Annotated in this window: 15 protein-coding genes; 6 read left to right on the top strand and 9 right to left on the bottom strand. The window is 72.6% G+C overall.

What is annotated here, in order from left to right; all coding sequences use genetic code 11:
• Positions 1–162: 162 nt before the first annotated feature.
• Together SL103_RS22775 and SL103_RS22770 are read left to right on the top strand one after the other, a co-directional pair.
• Positions 163–912, top strand: coding sequence for a hypothetical protein (locus SL103_RS22775; protein ID WP_069570809.1), 750 nt, complete (start codon positions 163–165; stop codon positions 910–912).
• 237 nt (positions 913–1,149) lie between these two features.
• Positions 1,150–2,556, top strand: a complete 1,407-nt coding sequence (locus SL103_RS22770) for a cation:dicarboxylate symporter family transporter (protein ID WP_069570808.1) — start codon at positions 1,150–1,152, stop codon at positions 2,554–2,556.
• A 171-nt stretch (positions 2,557–2,727) separates the two neighbouring features.
• Here SL103_RS22770 and SL103_RS22765 read toward each other — a convergent pair whose 3' ends face one another.
• The gene (locus SL103_RS22765; RefSeq protein WP_069570807.1) at positions 2,728–4,158 is read right to left on the bottom strand and encodes a Gfo/Idh/MocA family protein; all 1,431 of its coding nucleotides are present in this window, start codon (positions 4,156–4,158) and stop codon (positions 2,728–2,730) included.
• Positions 4,159–4,501: 343 nt separating this feature from the next.
• On the opposite strand from SL103_RS22765, the gene SL103_RS22760 reads away from it, so the two are divergent.
• Positions 4,502–5,872, top strand: a complete 1,371-nt coding sequence (locus SL103_RS22760) for an alpha-amylase (RefSeq protein WP_069570806.1) — start codon at positions 4,502–4,504, stop codon at positions 5,870–5,872.
• 96 nt (positions 5,873–5,968) lie between these two features.
• Here the strand turns inward: SL103_RS22760 and SL103_RS22755 are convergent, their stop codons facing one another.
• Positions 5,969–6,451, bottom strand: a complete 483-nt coding sequence (locus tag SL103_RS22755) for a MarR family winged helix-turn-helix transcriptional regulator (protein ID WP_069570805.1) — start codon at positions 6,449–6,451, stop codon at positions 5,969–5,971.
• A 96-nt stretch (positions 6,452–6,547) separates the two neighbouring features.
• On the opposite strand from SL103_RS22755, the gene SL103_RS22750 reads away from it, so the two are divergent.
• Positions 6,548–8,365, top strand: coding sequence for an ABC transporter ATP-binding protein (locus SL103_RS22750; protein ID WP_069570804.1), 1,818 nt, complete (start codon positions 6,548–6,550; stop codon positions 8,363–8,365).
• A 91-nt stretch (positions 8,366–8,456) separates the two neighbouring features.
• On the top strand, positions 8,457–8,831 hold the full coding sequence (locus tag SL103_RS22745; RefSeq protein ID WP_069570803.1) for a DoxX family protein: 375 nt from the start codon (positions 8,457–8,459) through the stop codon (positions 8,829–8,831).
• 21 nt (positions 8,832–8,852) lie between these two features.
• Here SL103_RS22745 and SL103_RS22740 read toward each other — a convergent pair whose 3' ends face one another.
• The gene (locus SL103_RS22740) at positions 8,853–10,031 is read right to left on the bottom strand and encodes an SGNH/GDSL hydrolase family protein (RefSeq protein WP_069570802.1); all 1,179 of its coding nucleotides are present in this window, start codon (positions 10,029–10,031) and stop codon (positions 8,853–8,855) included.
• 147 nt (positions 10,032–10,178) lie between these two features.
• The gene (locus tag SL103_RS22735) at positions 10,179–13,391 is read right to left on the bottom strand and encodes a glycoside hydrolase family 2 TIM barrel-domain containing protein (RefSeq protein ID WP_069570801.1); all 3,213 of its coding nucleotides are present in this window, start codon (positions 13,389–13,391) and stop codon (positions 10,179–10,181) included.
• A gap of 189 nt (positions 13,392–13,580) precedes the next feature.
• Here SL103_RS22735 and SL103_RS39430 point away from each other — a divergent pair, with 189 nt between their 5' ends.
• Positions 13,581–14,213 (top strand): NUDIX hydrolase, encoded by a 633-nt coding sequence (locus SL103_RS39430; RefSeq protein ID WP_069570800.1) that lies wholly within the window; start codon positions 13,581–13,583, stop codon positions 14,211–14,213.
• Here SL103_RS39430 and SL103_RS22725 read toward each other — a convergent pair.
• The 5 genes from SL103_RS22725 to SL103_RS22705 form a co-directional block, all read right to left on the bottom strand.
• On the bottom strand, positions 14,107–14,841 hold the full coding sequence (locus tag SL103_RS22725; RefSeq protein ID WP_069570799.1) for a hypothetical protein: 735 nt from the start codon (positions 14,839–14,841) through the stop codon (positions 14,107–14,109). The two genes, SL103_RS39430 and SL103_RS22725, sit on opposite strands and share 107 nt — an antisense overlap.
• Positions 14,842–14,917: 76 nt before the next feature.
• The gene (locus tag SL103_RS22720) at positions 14,918–16,315 is read right to left on the bottom strand and encodes a hypothetical protein (protein WP_069570798.1); all 1,398 of its coding nucleotides are present in this window, start codon (positions 16,313–16,315) and stop codon (positions 14,918–14,920) included.
• Between the two features lie 135 nt (positions 16,316–16,450).
• Positions 16,451–17,125 (bottom strand): LutC/YkgG family protein, encoded by a 675-nt coding sequence (locus SL103_RS22715; RefSeq protein WP_069570797.1) that lies wholly within the window; start codon positions 17,123–17,125, stop codon positions 16,451–16,453.
• Complete coding sequence (locus SL103_RS22710; RefSeq protein ID WP_069570796.1) at positions 17,122–18,624, bottom strand: lactate utilization protein B; 1,503 nt, start codon at positions 18,622–18,624, stop codon at positions 17,122–17,124. The genes SL103_RS22715 and SL103_RS22710 overlap by 4 nt, the downstream gene beginning before the upstream one ends.
• Entirely contained in the window at positions 18,621–19,373 is a 753-nt protein-coding gene (locus tag SL103_RS22705) for a (Fe-S)-binding protein (protein ID WP_069570795.1), read from the bottom strand. Before SL103_RS22705 ends, SL103_RS22710 begins: the two co-directional genes overlap by 4 nt.
• Between the last annotated feature and the right edge of the window lie 80 nt (positions 19,374–19,453).

Raw genomic sequence — 19,453 nt, 5'->3', positions numbered from 1 at the left:
GAGGTCCTGGAAGGTTGGCCCCCGGCACGGGCTGATTTCAAACGGTTTTTCCGCCGACGCCCCATGATTCGGACAAGCCCGGCGGGATGCTCCCGTACGGGGCGTGCGCGCGGGGGAGTGGCTGCTGAACGGTCGTCAGTCCGGTGGTGCGACCATGGGGGCATGCGAACAGCGGGCGGTGCGGTGCGGATGGCGGCGGTGGCCGCGGCGGGTCTGGTCCTCCTGGCCGGTTGCGGCGGCGGGAGCGGCGCGGACGAGGGCAAGAACGACGGTGCGGGCAAGGGGGAGCGCCCCGGCGGTCCGGCCCGCGGTGCGTCCTCCACCACCCGGCTCAAGAACATCCCCGGGGTCGGCGCCGCCCTGCGCTCGCGGATCCCCGCCGACTCCCGTCAGGTGGTGGCGGTCTACGGCGAGGGTGCCGACTCCGCCGACGCGACCGTCGTCCTCTACGAGAAGAACGCCAAGGGCTGGGACCGCCAGGGGAGCTGGCCCGCGCACAACGGCCGGCGCGGCTGGACCGTCGACCACCACGAAGGCGACAAGCGCAGCCCCGTGGGGGTGTTCACGCTGACCGACGCCGGCGGGGTGCTCGCCGACCCGGGCGCCAAGCTGCCGTATACGCACTCCTCGGCGTTCACCCCGCCCTCGTTCTGGTCCAAGAACACCCGCCATGACTTCGACTACGTCGTCGCGATCAACTACAACCGGGTCACCGGGACCTCGCCGCTCGATCCGACCCGCCCGAAGGGGCAGTCCAAGGGGGGCGGCGTCTGGCTGCACCTGGATCACGGCAGCGGGACCTCGGCCTGTGTGAGTGTCTCGAAGCCCGCGATGCAGACGTTGCTGCGGGCGCTCGACCCGGCGCGGCACCCCGTTGCGGTGATGGGGGACAAGGCACATCTCGCGGGCTGACGGCGCCACGGGACGGGTGCGGTCCGGTGCGGACCAGTACGGACCGGTGGGGACAAAGGGCATCTGCCGGGCGCGGGCGGACAGATGCCCACGGGGGGTGTGCTCCGCCTTGGACCAAGCTCCAAGATTTTCCCGGAAGTTACAGCGAACTCTTTCGTGGTGAACAACAAGCGGCCATAGTGACGGACCGCGGAAGTCCACTTCCGCATAACAGAATCCGTCCATGGAGGAGTGCCCGTGCCGCACGCCACCGGAAGCGTCATCCGCCGCGCAGGGCGTGTCCTGCGCACCAGCCTGTTCACCCAGGTGCTCGTCGCGCTGGTCCTCGGTGTCCTGGTCGGACGCCTGTGGCCGCAGGCGGGACCGTCGCTGCAGCCGCTCGGTGACGGCTTCGTCCGTCTGATCAAAGCCATGATCGCCCCGCTGGTCTTCTGCGTCGTCGTCGCCGGCATCACCAAGGCGGGCGACCTCAGGGCCTTCGGCCGCATCGGCGTCAAGGCGCTGATCTGGTTCGAGGCGGCGACCAGCCTCGCGCTCGTCGTCGGCCTCCTGGCGGCGAACGTCTTCGCGCCCGGTGCCGGGATGCACGTCGACCCGGCCTCGCTGGACAAGGGCGCGGTGGACGCCAAGACGGGGGGCGGGCAACTGCCGTCCGCCGCCCAGTTCGTCCTGGAGTCCCTGCCGAACAGCGCGGTCGGTGCGTTCGCCGAGAACTCGCTGCTGCAGGTTCTGGTGCTGGCCTGCCTGGTGGGCGCCGCGCTGCTGCACCTCGGGCAGAAGAAGGTCCCGCAGCTGCTGCCGCTGATCGAGCAAGCCCAGGACGTGGTGTTCACCATCGTCGGCTACGTCATGAAGCTCGCGCCGCTCGCGGTCTTCGGTGCCACCGCCCACCTCGTCGGCGAGTACGGCCTGGGCGCCATGGCGACGTACGGCAAGTTGATCGCGGTCTGTTACGGCGTCGCGCTGGCCTTCCTCGTGCTGCTGGGCCTCGCCCTCAAGGCCGTCACCGGCTTGAGCCTGTGGAAGTTCGTCCGCTACACCCGCGAGGAGCTGCTGCTGGCGCTCGGTACCGGATCCAGCGAGACCGTGATGCCGCGGATGATGCAGAAACTGCGGGCCGCGGGCTGCCGGGACGACGCGGTGGGCCTGGTCCTGCCGACCGGGTACTCCTTCAACCTGGACGGCGCGTCGATCTACCTGTCCATCGGGACGCTGTTCATCGCGCAGGCGGTCGGCGTCGACCTCTCGCTCGGCCAGCAGATCACCGTCGTCCTGGTGCTGATGCTGACCAGCAAGGGCATGGCCGGGGTGCCCGGTTCGGCCTTCCTCGCGCTGTCCGCGACCGCCTCCGCGCTGGGCGTCATCCCGGCCGCCGCGGTGGCCCTGCTGCTCGGCGTCGACCGGATCATGGACTCGATGCGGGTGGCGACCAACCTGCTCGGCAACTGCGTCGCGGTCTTCGCGGTGTCCCGCTGGGAGGGCGCACTCGACCGGGTGACGGCGAAGAAGGTCCTGAACGGCGAGGTGGCGGCAGCGGGCGCCACCGCGGAGCCCGCCCCCGCGACCGCCACCGCGGCGGAGGCGGCGGGTGAGCCGCAGCCGCTGGAGCCGGGCACCGCGCCCGCCCGGGCTGCGGACGTCTGACGCGCCGGCGTCCCCGTGAGCGGGCCCGGCGGGCGGTTCGCCCGCCGGGCCCGCCGGTCGGGACCGGAGCCGGGCAGCGGTCCGCCGCCACGCCTCCGCTCCCGGCTCCGCCGTGCCCCCGCCGCCGTCCGCATCCTCCGCGACGATTCCTCCGCCGCGATTCCTCCGCGCCTACTCCTCCGGCTTCTGCGAATCCATCCCCGGCCGGGACTTCTTCCACAGCCCGCGGGTGAAGTCGGGAATCTCCTGCGGGGCGCCGTGCGCCTTGAGAGAGCGGTCGCTGAGCGGGACCGGTGCCGTCCAGGTCGCCGCGTCATAGACGTCAAAGTCCGGCAGCAGTCCCAGCCGCATGCACTGGATGAGCCGGAAGACCAGCATGTAGTCCATGCCGCCGTGTCCGCCGGGCGGATTGGCGTGCTCCTTCCAGAGCCAGTGGTCCCACTCCGCGTACTTGCCGAAGTCGCCCCACTCGTCGTTGTGCTGGTCCGGCTCCAGGTAGATCCGCTCCGGATAGTCCTCGAAGAGGCCCTTGGTGCCGCCGAGGCTGTTGATCCGGCTGTACGGGTGCGGCGTGGAGACGTCGTGCTCCAGCCGGATCACCCGCCCCTTCGCGGTCTGCACCAGGCTGATCGTCCGGTCGCTCTCGATGTACGACTCCTTCCAGCTGGGGTCGTTCGCCGGCATGTGCTCCTCGCGGTACGCGGCGAGACCGAGGGCCGGTGTGCCGACGCTGGAGATGCGCACCGCGCGGTCACCACGGTTGATGTCCATGTAGTTGGCGACCGGGCCGAACCCGTGGTTGGGGTAGAGGTCGCCGCGCAGCCGGGTGTGCCACAGCCGGCGCCACGGGCCCTCGTAATACTTGGGGTCGAACATCAGGCCGCGCAGATCGTGGATGTAGGCACCCGCGCCGTGCAACAGCTCGCCGAACAGCCCGGCGTGTGCCATCCGCAGCACCCGCATCTCGTTTCTGCCGTAACAGCAGTTCTCCAGCTGCATGCAGTGTCTGCGGGTCCGTTCGGAGAGATCGACCAGCTCCCACAGCTGGTCCAGGCGCAGGGCGATGGGGCACTCGACGCCCACGTGCTTGCCGTTGAGCATGGCGGTCTTCGCCATCTCGAAGTGCCAGTCCCAGGGAGTGGCCACGTAGACGAAGTCGATGTCGCCGCGCTTGCAGAGGTTTTCGAAGTCGTGGTCGCCGTTGGTGTAGACGGCGGGCGCGGGCTGACCGGCGGTGGTGACCTTCTTGGCAGCCTTGGCGGTCTTCTCCTTCACCGGGTCGCACAGCGCGACGACGCGGGCGCCGGGTACCGCGAGAAAGAGGTCGATCATGCTGCCGCCGCGATTGCCGAGGCCGATGATGCCGACGCGGACCGTGGAGCGCCGCTCGAAGGGCACTCCGATCATGGTCTTGCCCTTCGCCGCGGGCGCGGCGCCGGCGGCCGTCGCGGACCCGGCCGTCCCGGACGCGGCGGCGGCCTGAGTTGTCGTCAGCCCGCCGAGTCCCAGTCCGGCGCCCGCCGCGCCGGCGGTCCACAGGACCGAACGGCGGCTGGGTCCGGCCTCGTTGGGGTCGTGGTTCTGCGGTTGTGCCTCGTTCATCGGTCCTCCAGGGGAACGGTGGTGCGCCGGGGCATACGTGAACCTCGGTGAGGACCTTGTCGGCCGCGGGCCGGAGGCACAAGAGGGCCGATTGGACTCTCGTGACCCCGGACTTGGACTCTTCGTCGCCCTCTCTGCCGGCAGCGGCGGCCCGGTGCGGCAACGTCGTACATCCGCCCGTCAGCATCTTTCGCAAGTCGCTGAAAAGTCTTGCGGGAAGGGTTGACGTGTCCACGAGGTGAACGGCAGGCTCCTACGGAAATCCCCCCATGGCGGCCTGGCGCGTGGCTGCTCTCGTGGGCGCGGTGCGGTTCTCCGCGCCCCATGACGAAGGAGCCGCAAGATGCAGCAACGTTCCCGTGTGCTGGGCGGGACGCTGGCCGGGGTCCTGGCCGCGGCCGGCCTCGCCGCCCTCGCGCCGTGGCCCTCCGAGGCCGCGCCGCCCGGTGAAAAGACCGTCACCGCCACCCTGTTCGAGCGGAAGTACGTGGACGTCGCCAAGGCGTGCACCGATCAGCTGGGGCCCGCCGGCTACGGCTATGTCGAGGTCTCGCCCGCCTCCGAGCACATCCAGGGCGACCAGTGGTGGACCTCGTACCAGCCGGTCAGCTACAAGATCGCCGGGCGGCTGGGTGACCGGGACGCGTTCGCGTCGATGGTCAGCGCCTGCCACCGCGCGGGCGTCAAGGTCATCGCCGACGCCGTCATCAACCACATGGCGGCCGGCTCCGGAACCGGCACCGGCGGCACGCAGTACGCCAAGTACAACTACCCCGGTTTCTACCAGGACTGGGACTTCCACGGCTGCCGCAAGAGCATCTCCGACTACACCGACCGCGACGACGTGCAGAACTGCGAGCTCGTGGGGCTAGCCGACCTCGACACCGGCAGCGACTACGTCCGCACCACCATCGCCAAGTACCTCGACGACCTGCGGTCGCTGGGCGTGGACGGCTTCCGGATCGACGCCGCCAAGCACATCTCCGCGACCGACATCGCGGCCGTCAAGGGCAAGATGCGCGATCCCGGCTACTGGGTGCAGGAGGTGATCTACGGAGCCGGCGAGGCGGTCCGGCCCGACGAGTACACCGGCATCGGCGACGTCGACGAGTTCCGCTACGGCAGCCACCTCAAGAGCGCGTTCCAGGGCGGCAACATCGCCCAGCTCAAGTCCGTCGCCGACGGCAAGCTCGCAAGCGACAAGGCCCGTACGTTCGTCGACAACTGGGACACCGAGCGCAACGGCTCGACGCTCACCTACAAGGACGGCGCGGCCTACACCCTCGCCAACGTCTTCATGCTCGCCTCGCCCTACGGCTCGCCGAACGTCTACTCCGGGTACGCCTGGTCCGACAAGGACGCGGGACCGCCGAGCGGCAGCGACGGCTGGACCGACGAGCACGCCAAGCGGGAGATCACCGGCATGGTCGGCTTCCGCAACGCGGTCGGCTCGGCCCCGCTAAGCGACTGGTGGGACAACGGGGGTAGCGCGCTCGCCTTCGCGCGGAGCGGCAAGGGCTTCGTCGCCGTCAACGGCGGCGATGGCCAGATCGACCGGACGTTCTCCACCTCGCTGCCGGCGGGGACCTACTGCAACGTCGTCAAGGCCGCCCCGGACAACTGCGCCGGCAACACCGTCACCGTCGGGGACGACGGGAAGGCGCAGTTGACCGTCCCAGCGAAGAGCGCCGTGGCGCTGCACATCGCGCGCTGAGGACGCGCGACCGGCGGCTGCGGACCGGTCGCGCGACCCGAAGCGGTGCCCGGAGGGCCGAGGAACAGCCTCGGCCCTCTGTCGCGTGGTCCGCCGTTACCCGGCCGACCGGTGGTGGTCGGGCCGGTGCGGCTCTCCCGGCCCGTCGACCAGGGTGGACAGCAGGCCGCCCAGCACCTCGCGCTGTCCGGCGGTCAGCGGAGCCAGAATCTCCTCCGCCGCGGCCCGTCGCGCGCTGCGCAGCGCGCGCAGCGCGGTCCGCCCGGTGTCGGTCAGCTCGATACGTACCACCCGGCGATTGGCCGGGTCCGGCACCCGGCGCACCGCACCGTGCGCCTCCAGCCCGTCCACCAGTGTCGTCACCGCCCGGGGCACGACCTCCAGCCGCTCGGCGAGGTCGGCCATCCGGGGCGGAGTGCCGCGGTGGTGCGCGACGATCCGCAGCAGCCGGGACTGCGCGGGGGTGAAGGCGATGTCCAGCTGCGCCAGGTGGCGCTTCTGGGCGCGGTGCATCCGACGGGTCAGCCGTACCAGCTGCTCGGGGAGGTTGGTGCCGGCCGTCGGCTCGGAGGAGGACATGTCCGGAGGATAGCAGGACCTTGTTCATTGTGAGTATAGGTAACAATGAGCTAGGCTCCGTAAGGTCCCGCTCCCCCTCACCCCTCGTAGGAGCCCATGCGCAGCGACGAACCGAACTGGACCCCACCGCCCAAGGACCCCGATGCGCCGGTCCAGCTGCGGCGGATCCTCGCCCTCTTCCGCCCCTACCGCGCCCGGCTGGGCCTCGTCGGCCTGCTCGTCGGGGCCTCCTCGCTGGTCTCGGTCGCCTCGCCCTTCCTGCTCCGCGAGATCCTGGACGTCGCGATCCCCGGCAGACGCACCGGACTGCTCACCCTGCTCGCCCTCGGCATGATCGCGACCGCCGTCACCACGAGCGTCTTCGGCGTCCTGCAGACGCTGGTGTCCACCACCGTCGGCCAGCGCGTGATGCACGACCTGCGCACCGCGGTCTACGCCAAGCTCCAGCGGATGCCGCTGGCCTTCTTCACCCGCACCCGCACCGGCGAGGTCCAGTCCCGGATCGCCAACGACATCGGCGGCATGCAGGCGACCGTCACCTCGACCGCGACCTCCCTGGTCTCCAACCTCACCTCGGTCGTCGCCACGGTCTGCGCCATGGTGGCGCTCGACTGGCGGCTGACCGTCGTCTCGCTCCTGCTGCTGCCGCTCTTCGTCTGGATCAGCCGCCGGGTCGGCAACGAACGCAAGAAGATCACCACCCAGCGGCAGAAACAGATGGCCGCCATGTCCGCGATGGTCACCGAATCGCTCTCGGTCAGCGGCATCCTGCTCGGCCGCACGATGGGCCGCGCCGACTCCCTCACCCGGAACTTCGCCGACGAGTCCGAGCGCCTGGTCGACCTGGAGGTCCGGGCCAACATGGCCGGCCGCTGGCGGATGGCCACCATCGGCATCGTCATGGCCGCCATGCCCGCCCTCATCTACTGGGCGGCCGGCCTGGTCCTCCAACTGGGCGGCCCGGTCTTCTCCCTCGGCACCCTCGTCGCCTTCGTCTCGCTCCAGCAGGGCCTGCTGCGGCCCACCGTCTCCCTGCTGTCCACCGGCGTGCAGATGCAGACCTCGCTCGCGCTCTTCCAGCGCATCTTCGAATACCTCGACCTGCCGGTCGCCATCACCGAACCCGCCGACCCGGTCCGCCTCACCGCCCCGCGCGGCGAGGTCCGCTTCGAGAACGTGACGTTCCGCTACGACCCCGAGGCGGCCCCCACCCTCGACGGCATCGACCTCACCGTCCCCGCCGGCGGCAGCCTCGCCGTCGTCGGCCCCACCGGCAGCGGCAAGAGCACCCTGAGCTACCTCGTCCCGCGCCTCTACGACGTCACCGAGGGACGGGTCACCCTCGACGGCACCGACGTCCGCGATCTGGACTTCGACACCCTGGCGCGGGCGGTCGGCGTGGTCTCCCAGGAGACCTACCTCTTCCACGCCTCGGTCGCCGACAACCTCCGGTTCGCCAAGCCCGACGCCACCGACGACGAGATCGAACGCGCCGCCAAGGCCGCCCAGATCCACGACCACATCGCCGCCCTGCCGGACGGCTACGACACCCTCGTCGGTGAGCGCGGCTACCGCTTCTCCGGCGGCGAGAAGCAGCGCCTCGCGATAGCCCGCACCATCCTGCGCGACCCGCCGGTGCTCGTCCTGGACGAGGCGACCAGCGCGCTCGACACCCACACCGAACACGCCGTCCAGCAGGCCATCGACGCGCTGTCCGAGGGCCGCACCACCCTCACCATCGCGCACCGCCTCTCCACGGTCCGGGACGCCGACCAGATCGTCGTGCTGGACGCCGGCCGGATCGCCGAGCGCGGCACCCACGACGAGCTGCTCGCCGCCGACGGGGCCTACGCGGCGCTGGTCCGGCGTGACGCACACCTCACCCCGGGCGACGATCAGGTGATGACCCACTAAGTAACTCACCGGTAAGGTCGTGCCCGCGGCGGCCAGTTAGCCGGTCGGGGCGGCCGCCGCACCCCTTCCTCGTCCAACCCGGGAGCTCTCCATGGTGGCCGACGGCCGTTCCGCCCGTGCGCTCGCCCGACTGCTGGCGGGCGCCGGAACGCTGCACTTCCTCGCTCCGCAGCCGTTCGACGCGTTGGTGCCCCGCCGGCTGCCGGGCACCCGGCGCGCCTGGACGTACGCCAGCGGCGCCGCCGAGCTCGCCGTCGCCGCCGCGCTCGCGCTGCCCCGCACCCGCCGGGCCGGTGCGCTCGCCGCCGCCGGGCTGTTCGTCGCCGTCTCCCCGGCCCACCTCAAGATGGCCCGCGACTGGCGCGACCGCCCGGCACCGTTCAGGGCCCTCGCCTACGCCCGGATCCCGGCCCAGCTCCCGCTGATCGGCTGGGCCCTGCACGCCGCCCGGCAGGCCGGGGAGTAGCCGCTCCCGCGCACCGCGCCGTCACAGCGCGGCAAGATCGACCGCGCCGGCCATCACGCGATAGCCCTCGTCGTTCGGGTGCTTGTGGTCCCCGCTGTCGTACCCGGGCGCCAGCGCCTCCGGGTCGTCCGGGTCGGCCAGGACCGCCGCGAAGTCGGCCACCGCGTCGAACGCGCCCGCGGTGCGCACCCACGCGTTGACCGCCCGCCGCTTCGCCTCGGCGGCCGGCGTGTGGTACTCCGACCCCTTGAACGGGGTGATCGTGCCTCCGGTGATCCGCACCCCCGCGCCGCGCGCCGCGGCGATCACCTCCTGGTACCCGGCGACCAGCTCCGCGACGGACCGGTCCGGGTTCGGCCGGTAGGTGGGCAGGTCGACCTCGCTGAACCCGATGTCGTTGAGGCCCACCAGGACGATCACGGAGCGCACGCCGGGCTGTTCGAGCACATCGCGCCGGAAGCGGGCGCCGGCCCGCTCACCGAACCACGCCGAGTCGCTCAGCAGCAGATTCCCCCCGATGCCCTGGTTGAGCACCGGCCGCCCGGTGCCCCGTTCGGCCAGCCGTTCGGCCAGCGCGTCCGAGTAGCGGTGGTTGCCGTCCACGGTCGACGCGAACCCGTCGGTGAGGGAGTCACCGAAGACCACCACCGTGTCGCCCCGGGCCGGCCCGCCGTCCGCCAGCTCGACGGCGGAGAGGTAGTACCAGGACACCGACGTCTCGTCGAACACCGCCGGATCGGCGGCAGTGAGCCGGTCGCCCTCGGCGCGGTAGGCCGTGGCGTACGCCTGTGCGTGGAAGGTGGCGGGGCCCGTCGGGCGCGCGAAGTACAGCGTCACGGTCAGCGACTCGAAGGGCGCCACCCGCACCTCGGCCGCGTCGCTGCGGACCTCACCGCCCGCCGGGATCCGCACCGCCCCGGCGCCCCCGAACGTCAGCCGGCGGACCGTGCTCTCCCGCACCGCCGCGCCCCGGTCGGTCACCGCGAGGGTGGCGCCCGCCACCTCCAGCGGGGCGGTCCCGTACCGGTTGGAGAGCGTGATCCGGGCCGCGGTACCCGCACCGGTGACCCGGACCACCTGGCGTACGGTCCGGTCCGCGAACCCCTCCAGCGCCCAGTTCTTGTGGAAGCCCTCACTGGGCCGCTGCACGGCCGCGGTCCAACCCGCCTGCCACACAACGGAGTTGCTGTTCCCGGTCATGGTGGTGCCGCCTCTCTGTCGCTCGCCCGATGGCGATGACCGAGAGTCTGCTGCCGGACGCGAGGGCCACCCAGACCTCTGCGCTGCGTAGGCACCGGATGCCTACGCACGCCGGGGTCACCCTCGCGCCGCTCGCACCGGCAGGCGTCAGACGGGCGACAACCGGTACCCGTAGCCGTACGTCCGGTCCGCGTGCAGCAGGTACTTCTCCAGCGGCGGCGCGCCCCACGAGTCGTTGCCGCCCACGCCCATCTGCCGGTGGTTGACGCCCAGCCAGGTCTCCCCGTGGCGGGCCAGCTCGTACGGGTGGCGCGGCCCGTCCAGGTCGAAGGGCGTGTGGTGCAGCGCGCTGAGCTCCAGCAGCGGGGCGTCCGGGCCCGGCTCGGCGCAGATCCGCAGCCCGCTGCCGTCCCGCCCGGTCAGCGTCGCGGTGCGCACATCGGTGACGTTGCCGGTCTGCTGGGGCCGCACGTACGGGCCGTACTGGGCGTCGACGGTGCCGCGGTGGCGGCCGACGAACGCCGCGGTGCGCCGGTCCCAGTAGTTCTCCTGCGGGCCCCGGCCGTACCAGTCGAAGGTCGTCAGACCGGCCGGCACGGTCAGCAGCGCACCGACCATCGGCAGATCGGGCAGTGCCGGGCCGGGCCGCAGGGTGTGCCGCACGCGTATCCCGCCGTCGCCGCGCACGGTCAGCACGGTGTCCCAGCGGGAGGCGGCCGGGGAGGTGGGCAGGGTGGCGGTGATCTCGATGACGACCTCGGCGGGGGACGGCTGGGACACCCGGACGCCGGTGACGGTGCGCCCGGAGCCGGCGTCGCGCCAGGTACGGAGCTTGTTCTGGGCGCCGCGGCCGATGTCGTTGTCCGTCGGGCCGCGCCAGAAATTGGGCACCGGACCGCCCGTGAGCAGGGTCCGGCCACGGTGCCGGTAGGAGGTGAGGGTGCCGCCGGCCTTGTCGAGGACGACCTCGACGTCCCGGCCGTGGACGGTGACCGAGGTGCCGGTCTCGGTGAGGGTGAGCGGCGGCAGGCCGGTGGGGGAGGGGTCGGCGGGGGCCGGCGCGTGCCAGGGCAGGGCGAACTGCTCGGCCGCCACGCTGTGCCCGGCGTCCGCCCAGCGGGTGCCCCTGCGCAGGACGAACGAGAGGTTCAGCCAGTACGCGGCGCCCGGTTCCGGGTGCGCCGGACGACGCAGCGGCAGCTGCACGGTCGCCCGCGCGCCCGGGGCGGCCTGCGGGGCGGGCAGCGTGCCGTGCTGGACCCGCTCACCGTCGCGGGTGACCTCCCAGTGCAGCTCATAGGCGTCGAGCCCCAGGAAGAGCTGCCGGTTGGTGACCTCGATCCGGCTGACCGCGTCGTCGGCGGCCGCCATCCGCACCACCTGGTAGACCTTCTTCACCTCGTGGATCGCCGGGTGAAGCACCCGGTCGGAGGAGACGATGCCGTTGCAGCAGAAGTTGCCGTCGGTGGGATAGCCGGGCTTCCAGTCGCCGCCGTAGGAGAGGTAGCTGCGCCGCGGATCGCCGGGGACCGGACGGCGGATCGCCTGGTCGACGAAGTCCCAGATGAAGCCGCCGTGCAGGTTGGGGTAGCGCTCGATGACGTCCCAGTACTCCTGGAAGTTGCCGGTGCTGTTGCCCATGGAGTGCGCGTACTCGCACAGGATGAACGGCTTGGGGTTGCCGGACTTCCCGTACGCCTCGACCTCGTCGGGCTTCGCGTACATCTCGCTGTGCAGATCGGCGACGTCGTTCATGCCCTCGTAGTGGACCGGCCGGGAGGGATCGCGGTGGTGCGTCCAGTCCGCCATCGCCCGGAAGGTGCTGCCCCGGCCCGCCTCGTTGCCCAGCGACCACACCACCACACAGGGATGGTTCTTGTCCCGCTCGACCAGCGAACGCATCCGGTCCAGACAGGCGTCGGTCCACTCCGGCAGGCTCGCCGGCAGCCGGTCGCGGACCCCGTGCGACTCCAGGTTGGCCTCACCGATGACGTACAGGCCGTATTCGTCGCACAGGTCCAGCCAGTCCGGGTAGTTGGGGTAGTGGGAGGTGCGGACGGCGTTGATGTTGTGCTGCTTCATGATGCGGATGTCCTGCACCATCCGCTCCCTGGTGACGGCCTGGCCGTGGTCCGGGTCGGACTCGTGGCGGTTCACGCCGCGGAAGACGAGCGGCTTGCCGTTGACGGTGAAGGTGCCGGGCCCGTAGGCGATGCTGCGGAAGCCGAGACGGGTGCGCTGGATGTCGACCGTACGGCCGGACGGGTCGGTGAGGGTGACGACGAGCGTGTAGAGGTGCGGTGCCTCCGCCGACCACAGTGCCGGTGCCTTGACCGTGGTCCTCGGCGCGACCGTGACGTCCTTGCCGCCGACGACGTCGACGGCCGCGGTGAGCGGCTTCGGCAGGACGGGCCGGCCGTCGGCGTCATGGAGGGTGGCGGTCAGGAGGTACCCGGCGGAGGCGTGCCGCGCCCCGGCCCGGCGCCCACCGCCCGCTCCCCGGTCCCGTACGGTCGCGGTCACCGTCAGGCCGGCGTCGCGGCCAGCTCCGTCGACGTCGGTGCGGACCTGCAGGTCCTGGAGGTGCACCGGGGGGATGGAGTAGAGGTAGACGTCGCGGAAGATCCCGGACAGGTCGATCATGTCCTGGTCCTCCAGCCAACTGCCGTCGGACCAGCGGTAGACCTCGACCGCCAGGGAGTTCGCGCCGGGCTTCAGCCGGTCGGTGACGTCGAACTCGGCGGGGGTGTAGCTGTCCTCGCTGTAGCCGACCCGCTCACCGTTCACCCAGACGAAGAACGCGGACTTCACGCCCTGGAAGGAGAGCAGGGTGCGGCGGCCGCGCCAGTTCCCGGGGACGGTGAAGGTGCGGCGGTACGAGCCCACGGGGTTGAACCCGGCCGGCACCTGCGGCGGTTCCGGCGTCTCGTAGCCGATCCACGGGTATCTGATGTTGAGGTAGATCGGCTCGGGGTAGCCCTCGATCTCCCAGTTGGCGGGCACCGTGATCCGGTCCCAGGCGCTGTCGTCGTAGCCCGGCCGGTGGAAGTCGCGCGGCCGCTCGTCCGGGTTCTTCGACCAGTGGAAGCGCCAACTGCCGTTCAGCGAGCGGAAATAGGGCGACCGGCCGAGGTCGCCGGCCAGCGCCGAACCGGTGTCCGGGTAGGGGATGAGCCGCGCCCGGGCCGCCTCGCGGTTCACCTGGAAGACCGTCGGCTGCGCGTTCCACTCGCCGCCCTCGGTGCCCGCCGCCGCGGCCTCGGCCGCGAAGGACTGCTTCTGTGCGGAGAAGGCCGCCCAGCCCGCGAGCGCGGTGCCGGCGGCGAGGAGCGACCGGCGACTCACACGGTGTGCGTTCATTCGACAGCTCCGAACGTAAGGCAACAGGAAGCAGCAGGATCGAACATGGCGCGCGCCCAATACAAGCCCCCCGCACGCCACTTCACCCCCTGCCGTACGGCCGTGCCCGGTCCGGCCCCGGGGCTCCGCCGGTACGGTGGACGTCCGCCACGGGCCTGCCGCCCGTCCCTTCGGATTGCGAGACGTCCGATGAAACAGCCCGCAACCCACCTGCATCTGGCCGCGGCGGTGGTCGTGCACCACGGCCGTGTGCTGATCGTGCGCCGCAGCTACCGCGAGCGCTTCCTGCCCGGCGCGTGGGGCGTGCCGTGCGGCAAGCTGGACCGCGGGGAAACCGCCGAGAGCGGCGCCCTGCGGGAGCTGAAGGAGGAGACCGGGCTCCTGGGCGCCATCGCCGCGCACACCGGCTCGTCCAGCTTCCTCAGCGACTACCAGGGCCGGCGCGTCCACAACCACCAGGAGAACTTCCTCGTCCGCCCGCTGACGCTGGAGGTCGTGCTGCCCAGCGCCGACCAGGCGTTTCGCTGGGCGCGGCCGGGCGAGCTGGCCGCCGCCGGAGTCGACGCCTACAACCTCGACGTGATCCGCCAGGCCCTCGCCGCACGCCCGGCCACGGCCGGACCGCACGCCCTGACGGCCCGCTTCGGACCCGCCGGCCAGACCCTCGCACCAGGGCCGGCCCGGGCATCCGGCCAGGGCCTCGCCACCGGCCCGTTCAGCAGCCCAACGAGCGGGCCAGAGCGGCCAGTTCGGCGCGGTAGACGGCCGTCGACAGTGGAGTCTTGGGCGGCGGAGCCGCGCGCCCGGCGCCGGCAACCGTGACCGCGCGCGGGCCACCCGCCGCCCCGTCCCGCACATAGACATCGGTCACCGCGCGCTGCGCCACGGTCTCCAGGAACAGCGTCACCGCCGGCTCCTCGCTCACGACCCGGTGCAGCGTCCGGGCGTCCAGGCCGTAGCTCCGCCCCGGCCCGTACCGCTCGGTCGCGGTCAGCCGCAGCCGCGCCGCGCCGACCCGCCGCAGCCGCCAGGCACCGCCCGGCCCGTCGATGGTCTCCCGGTACGCGGTCGCGGGCACGCCGTCCGCGGCCCGCTCGTAACACTCCATCCGGACCGCGCCGCGCACCACCGCCGAGGCGATGGCGCAGCGGTGATTGTGGATGTCCTCCGGGGCCGCGCCGGCAGCGCCGTGCCAGAAGTGCACCCGCAGCATGAACCACGGCGCCCCGGGCAGCAGCAACAGCTTGTCGAAGCCGAGCACATGGCGGTACGACAGGCGGGTGCACTCCGCCAGCTCGCGATCACCGGCGGATAATCGACGCACCAGCGGACCCAGTGTCCCGGGCCTGGCCAGATCGGCGATCACCTCCCGCGCCGTCTCCGGGGACGGGGGCCCCGGACCGCCGCCCAGCCGGTCCGCCAGCAGCCGCCGGGCTTCCTCGACCTGCATCTCCGCCTCCCGTCCACCGGGAGCGCCGGCCCGCGGCGCACCCCGACCCGGCGCACCCGGCCGGTGCCACGCCGCGTCACGGCCGGTGCGCCATCAGCGCGTACCGCCGCAGCACCGACAGGCCCTGATACGCCATCCACACCGGGTGCCCCATCGGGCCGTCGTCCCACCGCCACACCCCGCCCCGCTGCATCCCCCGCACCCGCGCCACCGCCGCGGACAGCTGTGCCTGCCACACCGCGGTCCCGGCGTCCTCCGCGGCGATCCGCCGCGCCCCGTCCGTCATCAGCGCCCGGGCCACCCACGCCGCCCCGAAATGCCGTACCGACAACAGCTCCTGATGCAGCGGGTCCTCCTGGTCCGGGCGGCGCACCTCCTCCTGGCAGTTGTCCAGATCGGACCCGCCGCCGGACGGGGACGCCGCGCCCGCCAGCAGCCAGCGCACCCCCTCCTCGCGCACCGTGCGCTGCCGGGTGTCCTCGCCCAGCACCCGTGCGGCGCGGTCCAGCGCCACCACCGCCCGCGCGGTGTGCGCCGCCGACGGCGCCGGATTGCCCAGTCCGGTGGCCAGTGCCGCGCCCCAGCACCGGTGGTGGCCGCGCCCCGGGTCCGCGGTCGCGCCGTTGACCAGCACCTCGCGCAGCCGCCCCAGCGCCGGGGAGCCGGGCGACGCCCGCAGCAGCCCGCGCAGCACACTCGTCACGACATACGTATTGGCCAGCCCCGACACGTCGTGCGCGGGGTCCAACAGCGCCTCGCAGCACTGGATCTCGGCCTCCAGCAGCCGGGGGTCGGCGCCCGCCCGCGCCAGCGCGCCCAGCACCGTCGCGGTCACCTCGGGCCGCGCGCCGGTGCCCTGCGAACGGGCCGCCCAACCGCCGCCGGGCAGCCGCAGCCGCCAGAGCGTCTCGGCCACCTCACCGGCCCGTATCCGGCCGTCGTACGGGGCCAGGTCGAGCAGCAGGTGCAGCCCGTACGCCGTACCGAACGCGGTCGGATGCACCGGTGGGCGGCTCTCGGCGAGGGAGTGCGGCCAGCCCGTGAGCGGACCGCGGCCGGGCACCTCGACCACCGCGAGACCGCGCCGCAGCGCCTCGTACGTGCCGTCCATCAGCTCGGGCAGCGACGCCGACCCCGCCGGCGGAGGCACGGGACCGGCCGGCGGCGCCGGCGGGAGCGCCGCGGCGCGGGCCCGCAGCAGCGCCGCCGACAGCCACACCACCGCGCCGACCGCGGCGCCGGCCGTCGCCGCGACGCCGTAGCGCGCCGCCTCACCCGTCAGCCCTTGCGGCAGGATCCCCAGCAGGCTCTGGAACACCGCGAACGCGGCGGCCGGCACACCCAGCCGCCCCAGCCAGGTCAGCAGCCGGGACGGAGCGGAGGGCCGGGCCGCGCCGGACGGCGGCCCGGGAGCCCGCGCGGAGGAACGGCGGGCCGGGCCGGAACGCGGTGGTGGTAACTCCTGCCGCAGCATCCTCCGCTCCCTCCCCCCGGGCGCGCGCCCCGCACCGCGTGTGCGAAGGACATCCCGATCAGTGTAGGAATCCCCACTGACAACGGGGTCGCACACCTGTCGCAGCCCAGGGCGGTCAACGGGGCGGGGCCGCTCTCAGCCCGACTGACCGGACGCCGACAGCAGGATCACCTCCAGCGTCCGCGGCCCGTGCACCCCCTCCACCCGGTCGAGTTCGATGTCACTGGTCGCGGACGGGCCGGAGATCCAGGTCAGCGGCCGGTCCGGCGCCAGCCGCGGCAGCGCCTGCGGCACCGAGCCGACGACCTGGTCAGGAACCCGGACCACACAGACGTGATGGTCCGGCACCAGCGTGATCCGCCGTCTGCCCTGGTCGGGGCCGGCGTCCAGGACCAGCGTGCCGGTCTCCGCGATCGCCACCGCACAGCCCGTCACCACACTGTCCACGGCATCGAGTTCGGCCGGGGTGAGCGCGGCCCGGTCCTCGATCCGGGTGAGTCCGGAACTCGCCGCCAGGGCCGCCTCCAGCCAGGAGGCCGGCAGCCCCCGCGGCACCACCACGCTCCGCGCCCCGCGGTCCGCCAGCAGGCGGGCGATCAGCGCCGGAAGCCCGGCCGGGTCACTGCGGTGCACGACGGCCCGGTAGTCCGCGAGGTTCTCCGCGAGCAGTTCGACGGTCTGCGCCGCCGTGCGGGACCCGTGCACCCGCCGGTAGTCGCGCACCACCGGCGGCTCGTTCCGCCCCGTGTCCCGCGGCTCCGCCGCCAGCGCCCGGCGCACCCGCCCCAGCACCACGTCCCGGCTGCTCACTCGCCCGCACCCCGCTCCCCGGTCGGCCCGCTCGGCGACTCCCCGCGGGTGCGCCGCCACCAGTCGCGGAACGACTCGGCCGGCACCGCCGGCAGCGCCCGGGTCCGCGACCACGCCCGTCCCGGCCCCGGCAGCCGCCGCGGATGCAGCCGGCGGGTCCGGGCCGCCAGCCGCATCCCGCGGCGCAGCACCCCCGGATGATCGAACGTCCAGGCCGCGGCGCGCATCGCGGCCCGCTCCGCGGCGTGCCCCCTGGCCGGCTTGACGACGGTCCGCGTGCCGCCACGGGTCACCGGCCCGCCCTCCACCACCCGCTCCCGCAGGTGCACCAGCACCTCGGGAATGTCGATGGCCACCGGGCACACCTCGTAGCAGGCCCCGCACAGCGACGAGGCATACGGCAAAGACTCCTCCAACGGGCCCTGCATTCCCCGCAGTTGCGGCGTGAGGATGGCGCCGATCGGCCCGGGGTAGGGCGAGCCGTACGCATGCCCGCCGGCCCGCTCGTACACCGGGCAGACGTTCAGGCACGCCGAGCAGCGGATGCAGCGCAGGGCCTGCCGGCCCACGGTGTCGGCGAGGGTGTCGGTCCGCCCGTTGTCGAGCAGCACCAGGTGGAAGTTCCGCGGCCCGTCCCCGTCCGTCGTGCCCGTCCAGGTGGAGGTGTACGGATTCATCCGCTCAGCCGTCGACGAGCGGGGCAGCAACTGCAGGAAGATCTCCAGGTCCTGCCAGGTGGGCACCACCTTCTCGATCCCGACGACGGAGATCAGCGTCTCGGGCAGGGTCAGACACATCCGCCCGTTGCCCTCCGACTCCACGACGACGAGCGTGCCGGTCTCGGCGACCATGAAGTTGGCCCCGGAGATCCCCACCTTGGCGGACAGGAACTTCTCCCGCAGGTGCAGCCGGGCCGCCTCGGCCAGCTCGGCGGGGGAGTCGGACAGCCCCTCCGGCGCCGGCCGCCCCCACCTGCCCATCTCCCGGCGGAAGATGTCCCGGATCTCGGCACGGTTGCGGTGGATCGCCGGAACCAGGATGTGTGACGGCAGATCGTCGCCGAGCTGCACGATCAGCTCGGCCAGATCCGTCTCGTAGGCGCGGATACCGGCGTCCTCCAACGCCTGGTTCAACCCGATCTCCTGCGTCGCCATCGACTTGACCTTGACGACCTCGCGCTCGCCGGTCTCCCGCACCAGCGCGGTGACGATCCGGTTGGCCTCCTCGGCGTCCGCCGCCCAGTGGACCTGCCCGCCCGCCGCGGTGACCGCGGCCTCCAACTGCTCCAGATAGTGGTCGAGCCGGCGCAGTACCCGGTCCTTCACGGCGGCCCCCGCCGCCCGCAGCTGCGCCCAGTCGTCCAGCTCGGCGACCGCCGCGGCCCGCTTGTCGCGGATGGTGTGGGTGGCGTGGGTGAGGTTGGCGCGCAGCCGGGTGTCGCGGGTGGAGACGTCCGCCGCCCGCGGGAAGGCCGGCATGCCCAGATAGGTGCCGCTCACAGCACACTCCCTTCCGTACTGGCCAGGATCTCGGCGATGTGCACCGGGCGGACCGTCGAGCCCTGCCGGGTGAGCGTCCCGCCGATGTGCAGCAGACAGGAGTTGTCGACCGTACAGACCGCCTCCGCGCCGGTGGCGGCGATGTGCCGGACCTTGTCCGCGCCCATCGCCGCCGAGACCGCGGCGTTCTTCACGGCGAAGGTGCCGCCGAAACCGCAGCACTCCTCCGCACCCGGCAGCTCCCGCAGTTCAAGCCCCTTGACGTGCTGGAGCAGCCGCCGCGGCCGGTCGCCCAGCCCCAGCATCCGCAGGCCGTGGCAGGTCGGGTGGTAGGTGACCGTGTGCGGGTAGTACGCGCCGACGTCCTCCACCTTCAGCACGTCCACCAGGAACTCGGTCAGTTCGTACGTCTTCGGCACCGCGAGCGCCGCCGCGTCGGACAGCTCCCGCCCGCGCCCCTCGGCCGCCGCCTTCGCCCCGATCCGCGGATAGTTGTCCCGCACCATCGCCGCGCACGAACCGGACGGGGTGACCACGTAGTCGTGGTCCCGGAACGCCCGGTCGAAGCGGCGCACCAGCGGCTCCGTCGCCTGCCGGTATCCGGTGTTGAACTGCGGCTGACCGCAGCAGCTCTGCTCCTCGGGGAACTCGACCGTCACCCCCAGTCGCTCCAGCAGCGCCACCACCGCGCGGCCCGTCCGCGGCTGCAGCAGGTCGTTGATGCAGGTGACGAACAGTGCTACGCGCACGTTGCCATCTCCTTTCGGCCGGCTCGGCCGCCGGGCAGGCCCTAGCGTTCGTCCGCTTCCGCGGTACATGATCACCTGTC

Source organism: Streptomyces lydicus, assembly GCF_001729485.1.
Lineage (GTDB): Bacteria > Actinomycetota > Actinomycetes > Streptomycetales > Streptomycetaceae > Streptomyces > Streptomyces lydicus_D.
This window is presented reverse-complemented; position numbering and strand designations above follow the sequence as displayed.

What these genes read in the sequence shown, in the direction of transcription:
- SL103_RS22755 (WP_069570805.1), bottom strand. Translation starts at nt 6,451, where the DNA reads ATGTCCTCCTCCGAGCCGACGGCCGGCACCAACCTCCCCGAGCAGCTG.
- SL103_RS22765 (WP_069570807.1), bottom strand. Translation starts at nt 4,158, where the DNA reads ATGAACGAGGCACAACCGCAGAACCACGACCCCAACGAGGCCGGACCC.
- SL103_RS22745 (WP_069570803.1), top strand. Translation starts at nt 8,457, where the DNA reads ATGGTGGCCGACGGCCGTTCCGCCCGTGCGCTCGCCCGACTGCTGGCG.
- SL103_RS39430 (WP_069570800.1), top strand. Translation starts at nt 13,581, where the DNA reads ATGAAACAGCCCGCAACCCACCTGCATCTGGCCGCGGCGGTGGTCGTG.
- SL103_RS22750 (WP_069570804.1), top strand. Translation starts at nt 6,548, where the DNA reads ATGCGCAGCGACGAACCGAACTGGACCCCACCGCCCAAGGACCCCGAT.
- SL103_RS22760 (WP_069570806.1), top strand. Translation starts at nt 4,502, where the DNA reads ATGCAGCAACGTTCCCGTGTGCTGGGCGGGACGCTGGCCGGGGTCCTG.
- SL103_RS22775 (WP_069570809.1), top strand. Translation starts at nt 163, where the DNA reads ATGCGAACAGCGGGCGGTGCGGTGCGGATGGCGGCGGTGGCCGCGGCG.
- SL103_RS22720 (WP_069570798.1), bottom strand. Translation starts at nt 16,315, where the DNA reads ATGCTGCGGCAGGAGTTACCACCACCGCGTTCCGGCCCGGCCCGCCGT.
- SL103_RS22735 (WP_069570801.1), bottom strand. Translation starts at nt 13,391, where the DNA reads ATGAACGCACACCGTGTGAGTCGCCGGTCGCTCCTCGCCGCCGGCACC.
- SL103_RS22725 (WP_069570799.1), bottom strand. Translation starts at nt 14,841, where the DNA reads ATGCAGGTCGAGGAAGCCCGGCGGCTGCTGGCGGACCGGCTGGGCGGC.
- SL103_RS22740 (WP_069570802.1), bottom strand. Translation starts at nt 10,031, where the DNA reads ATGACCGGGAACAGCAACTCCGTTGTGTGGCAGGCGGGTTGGACCGCG.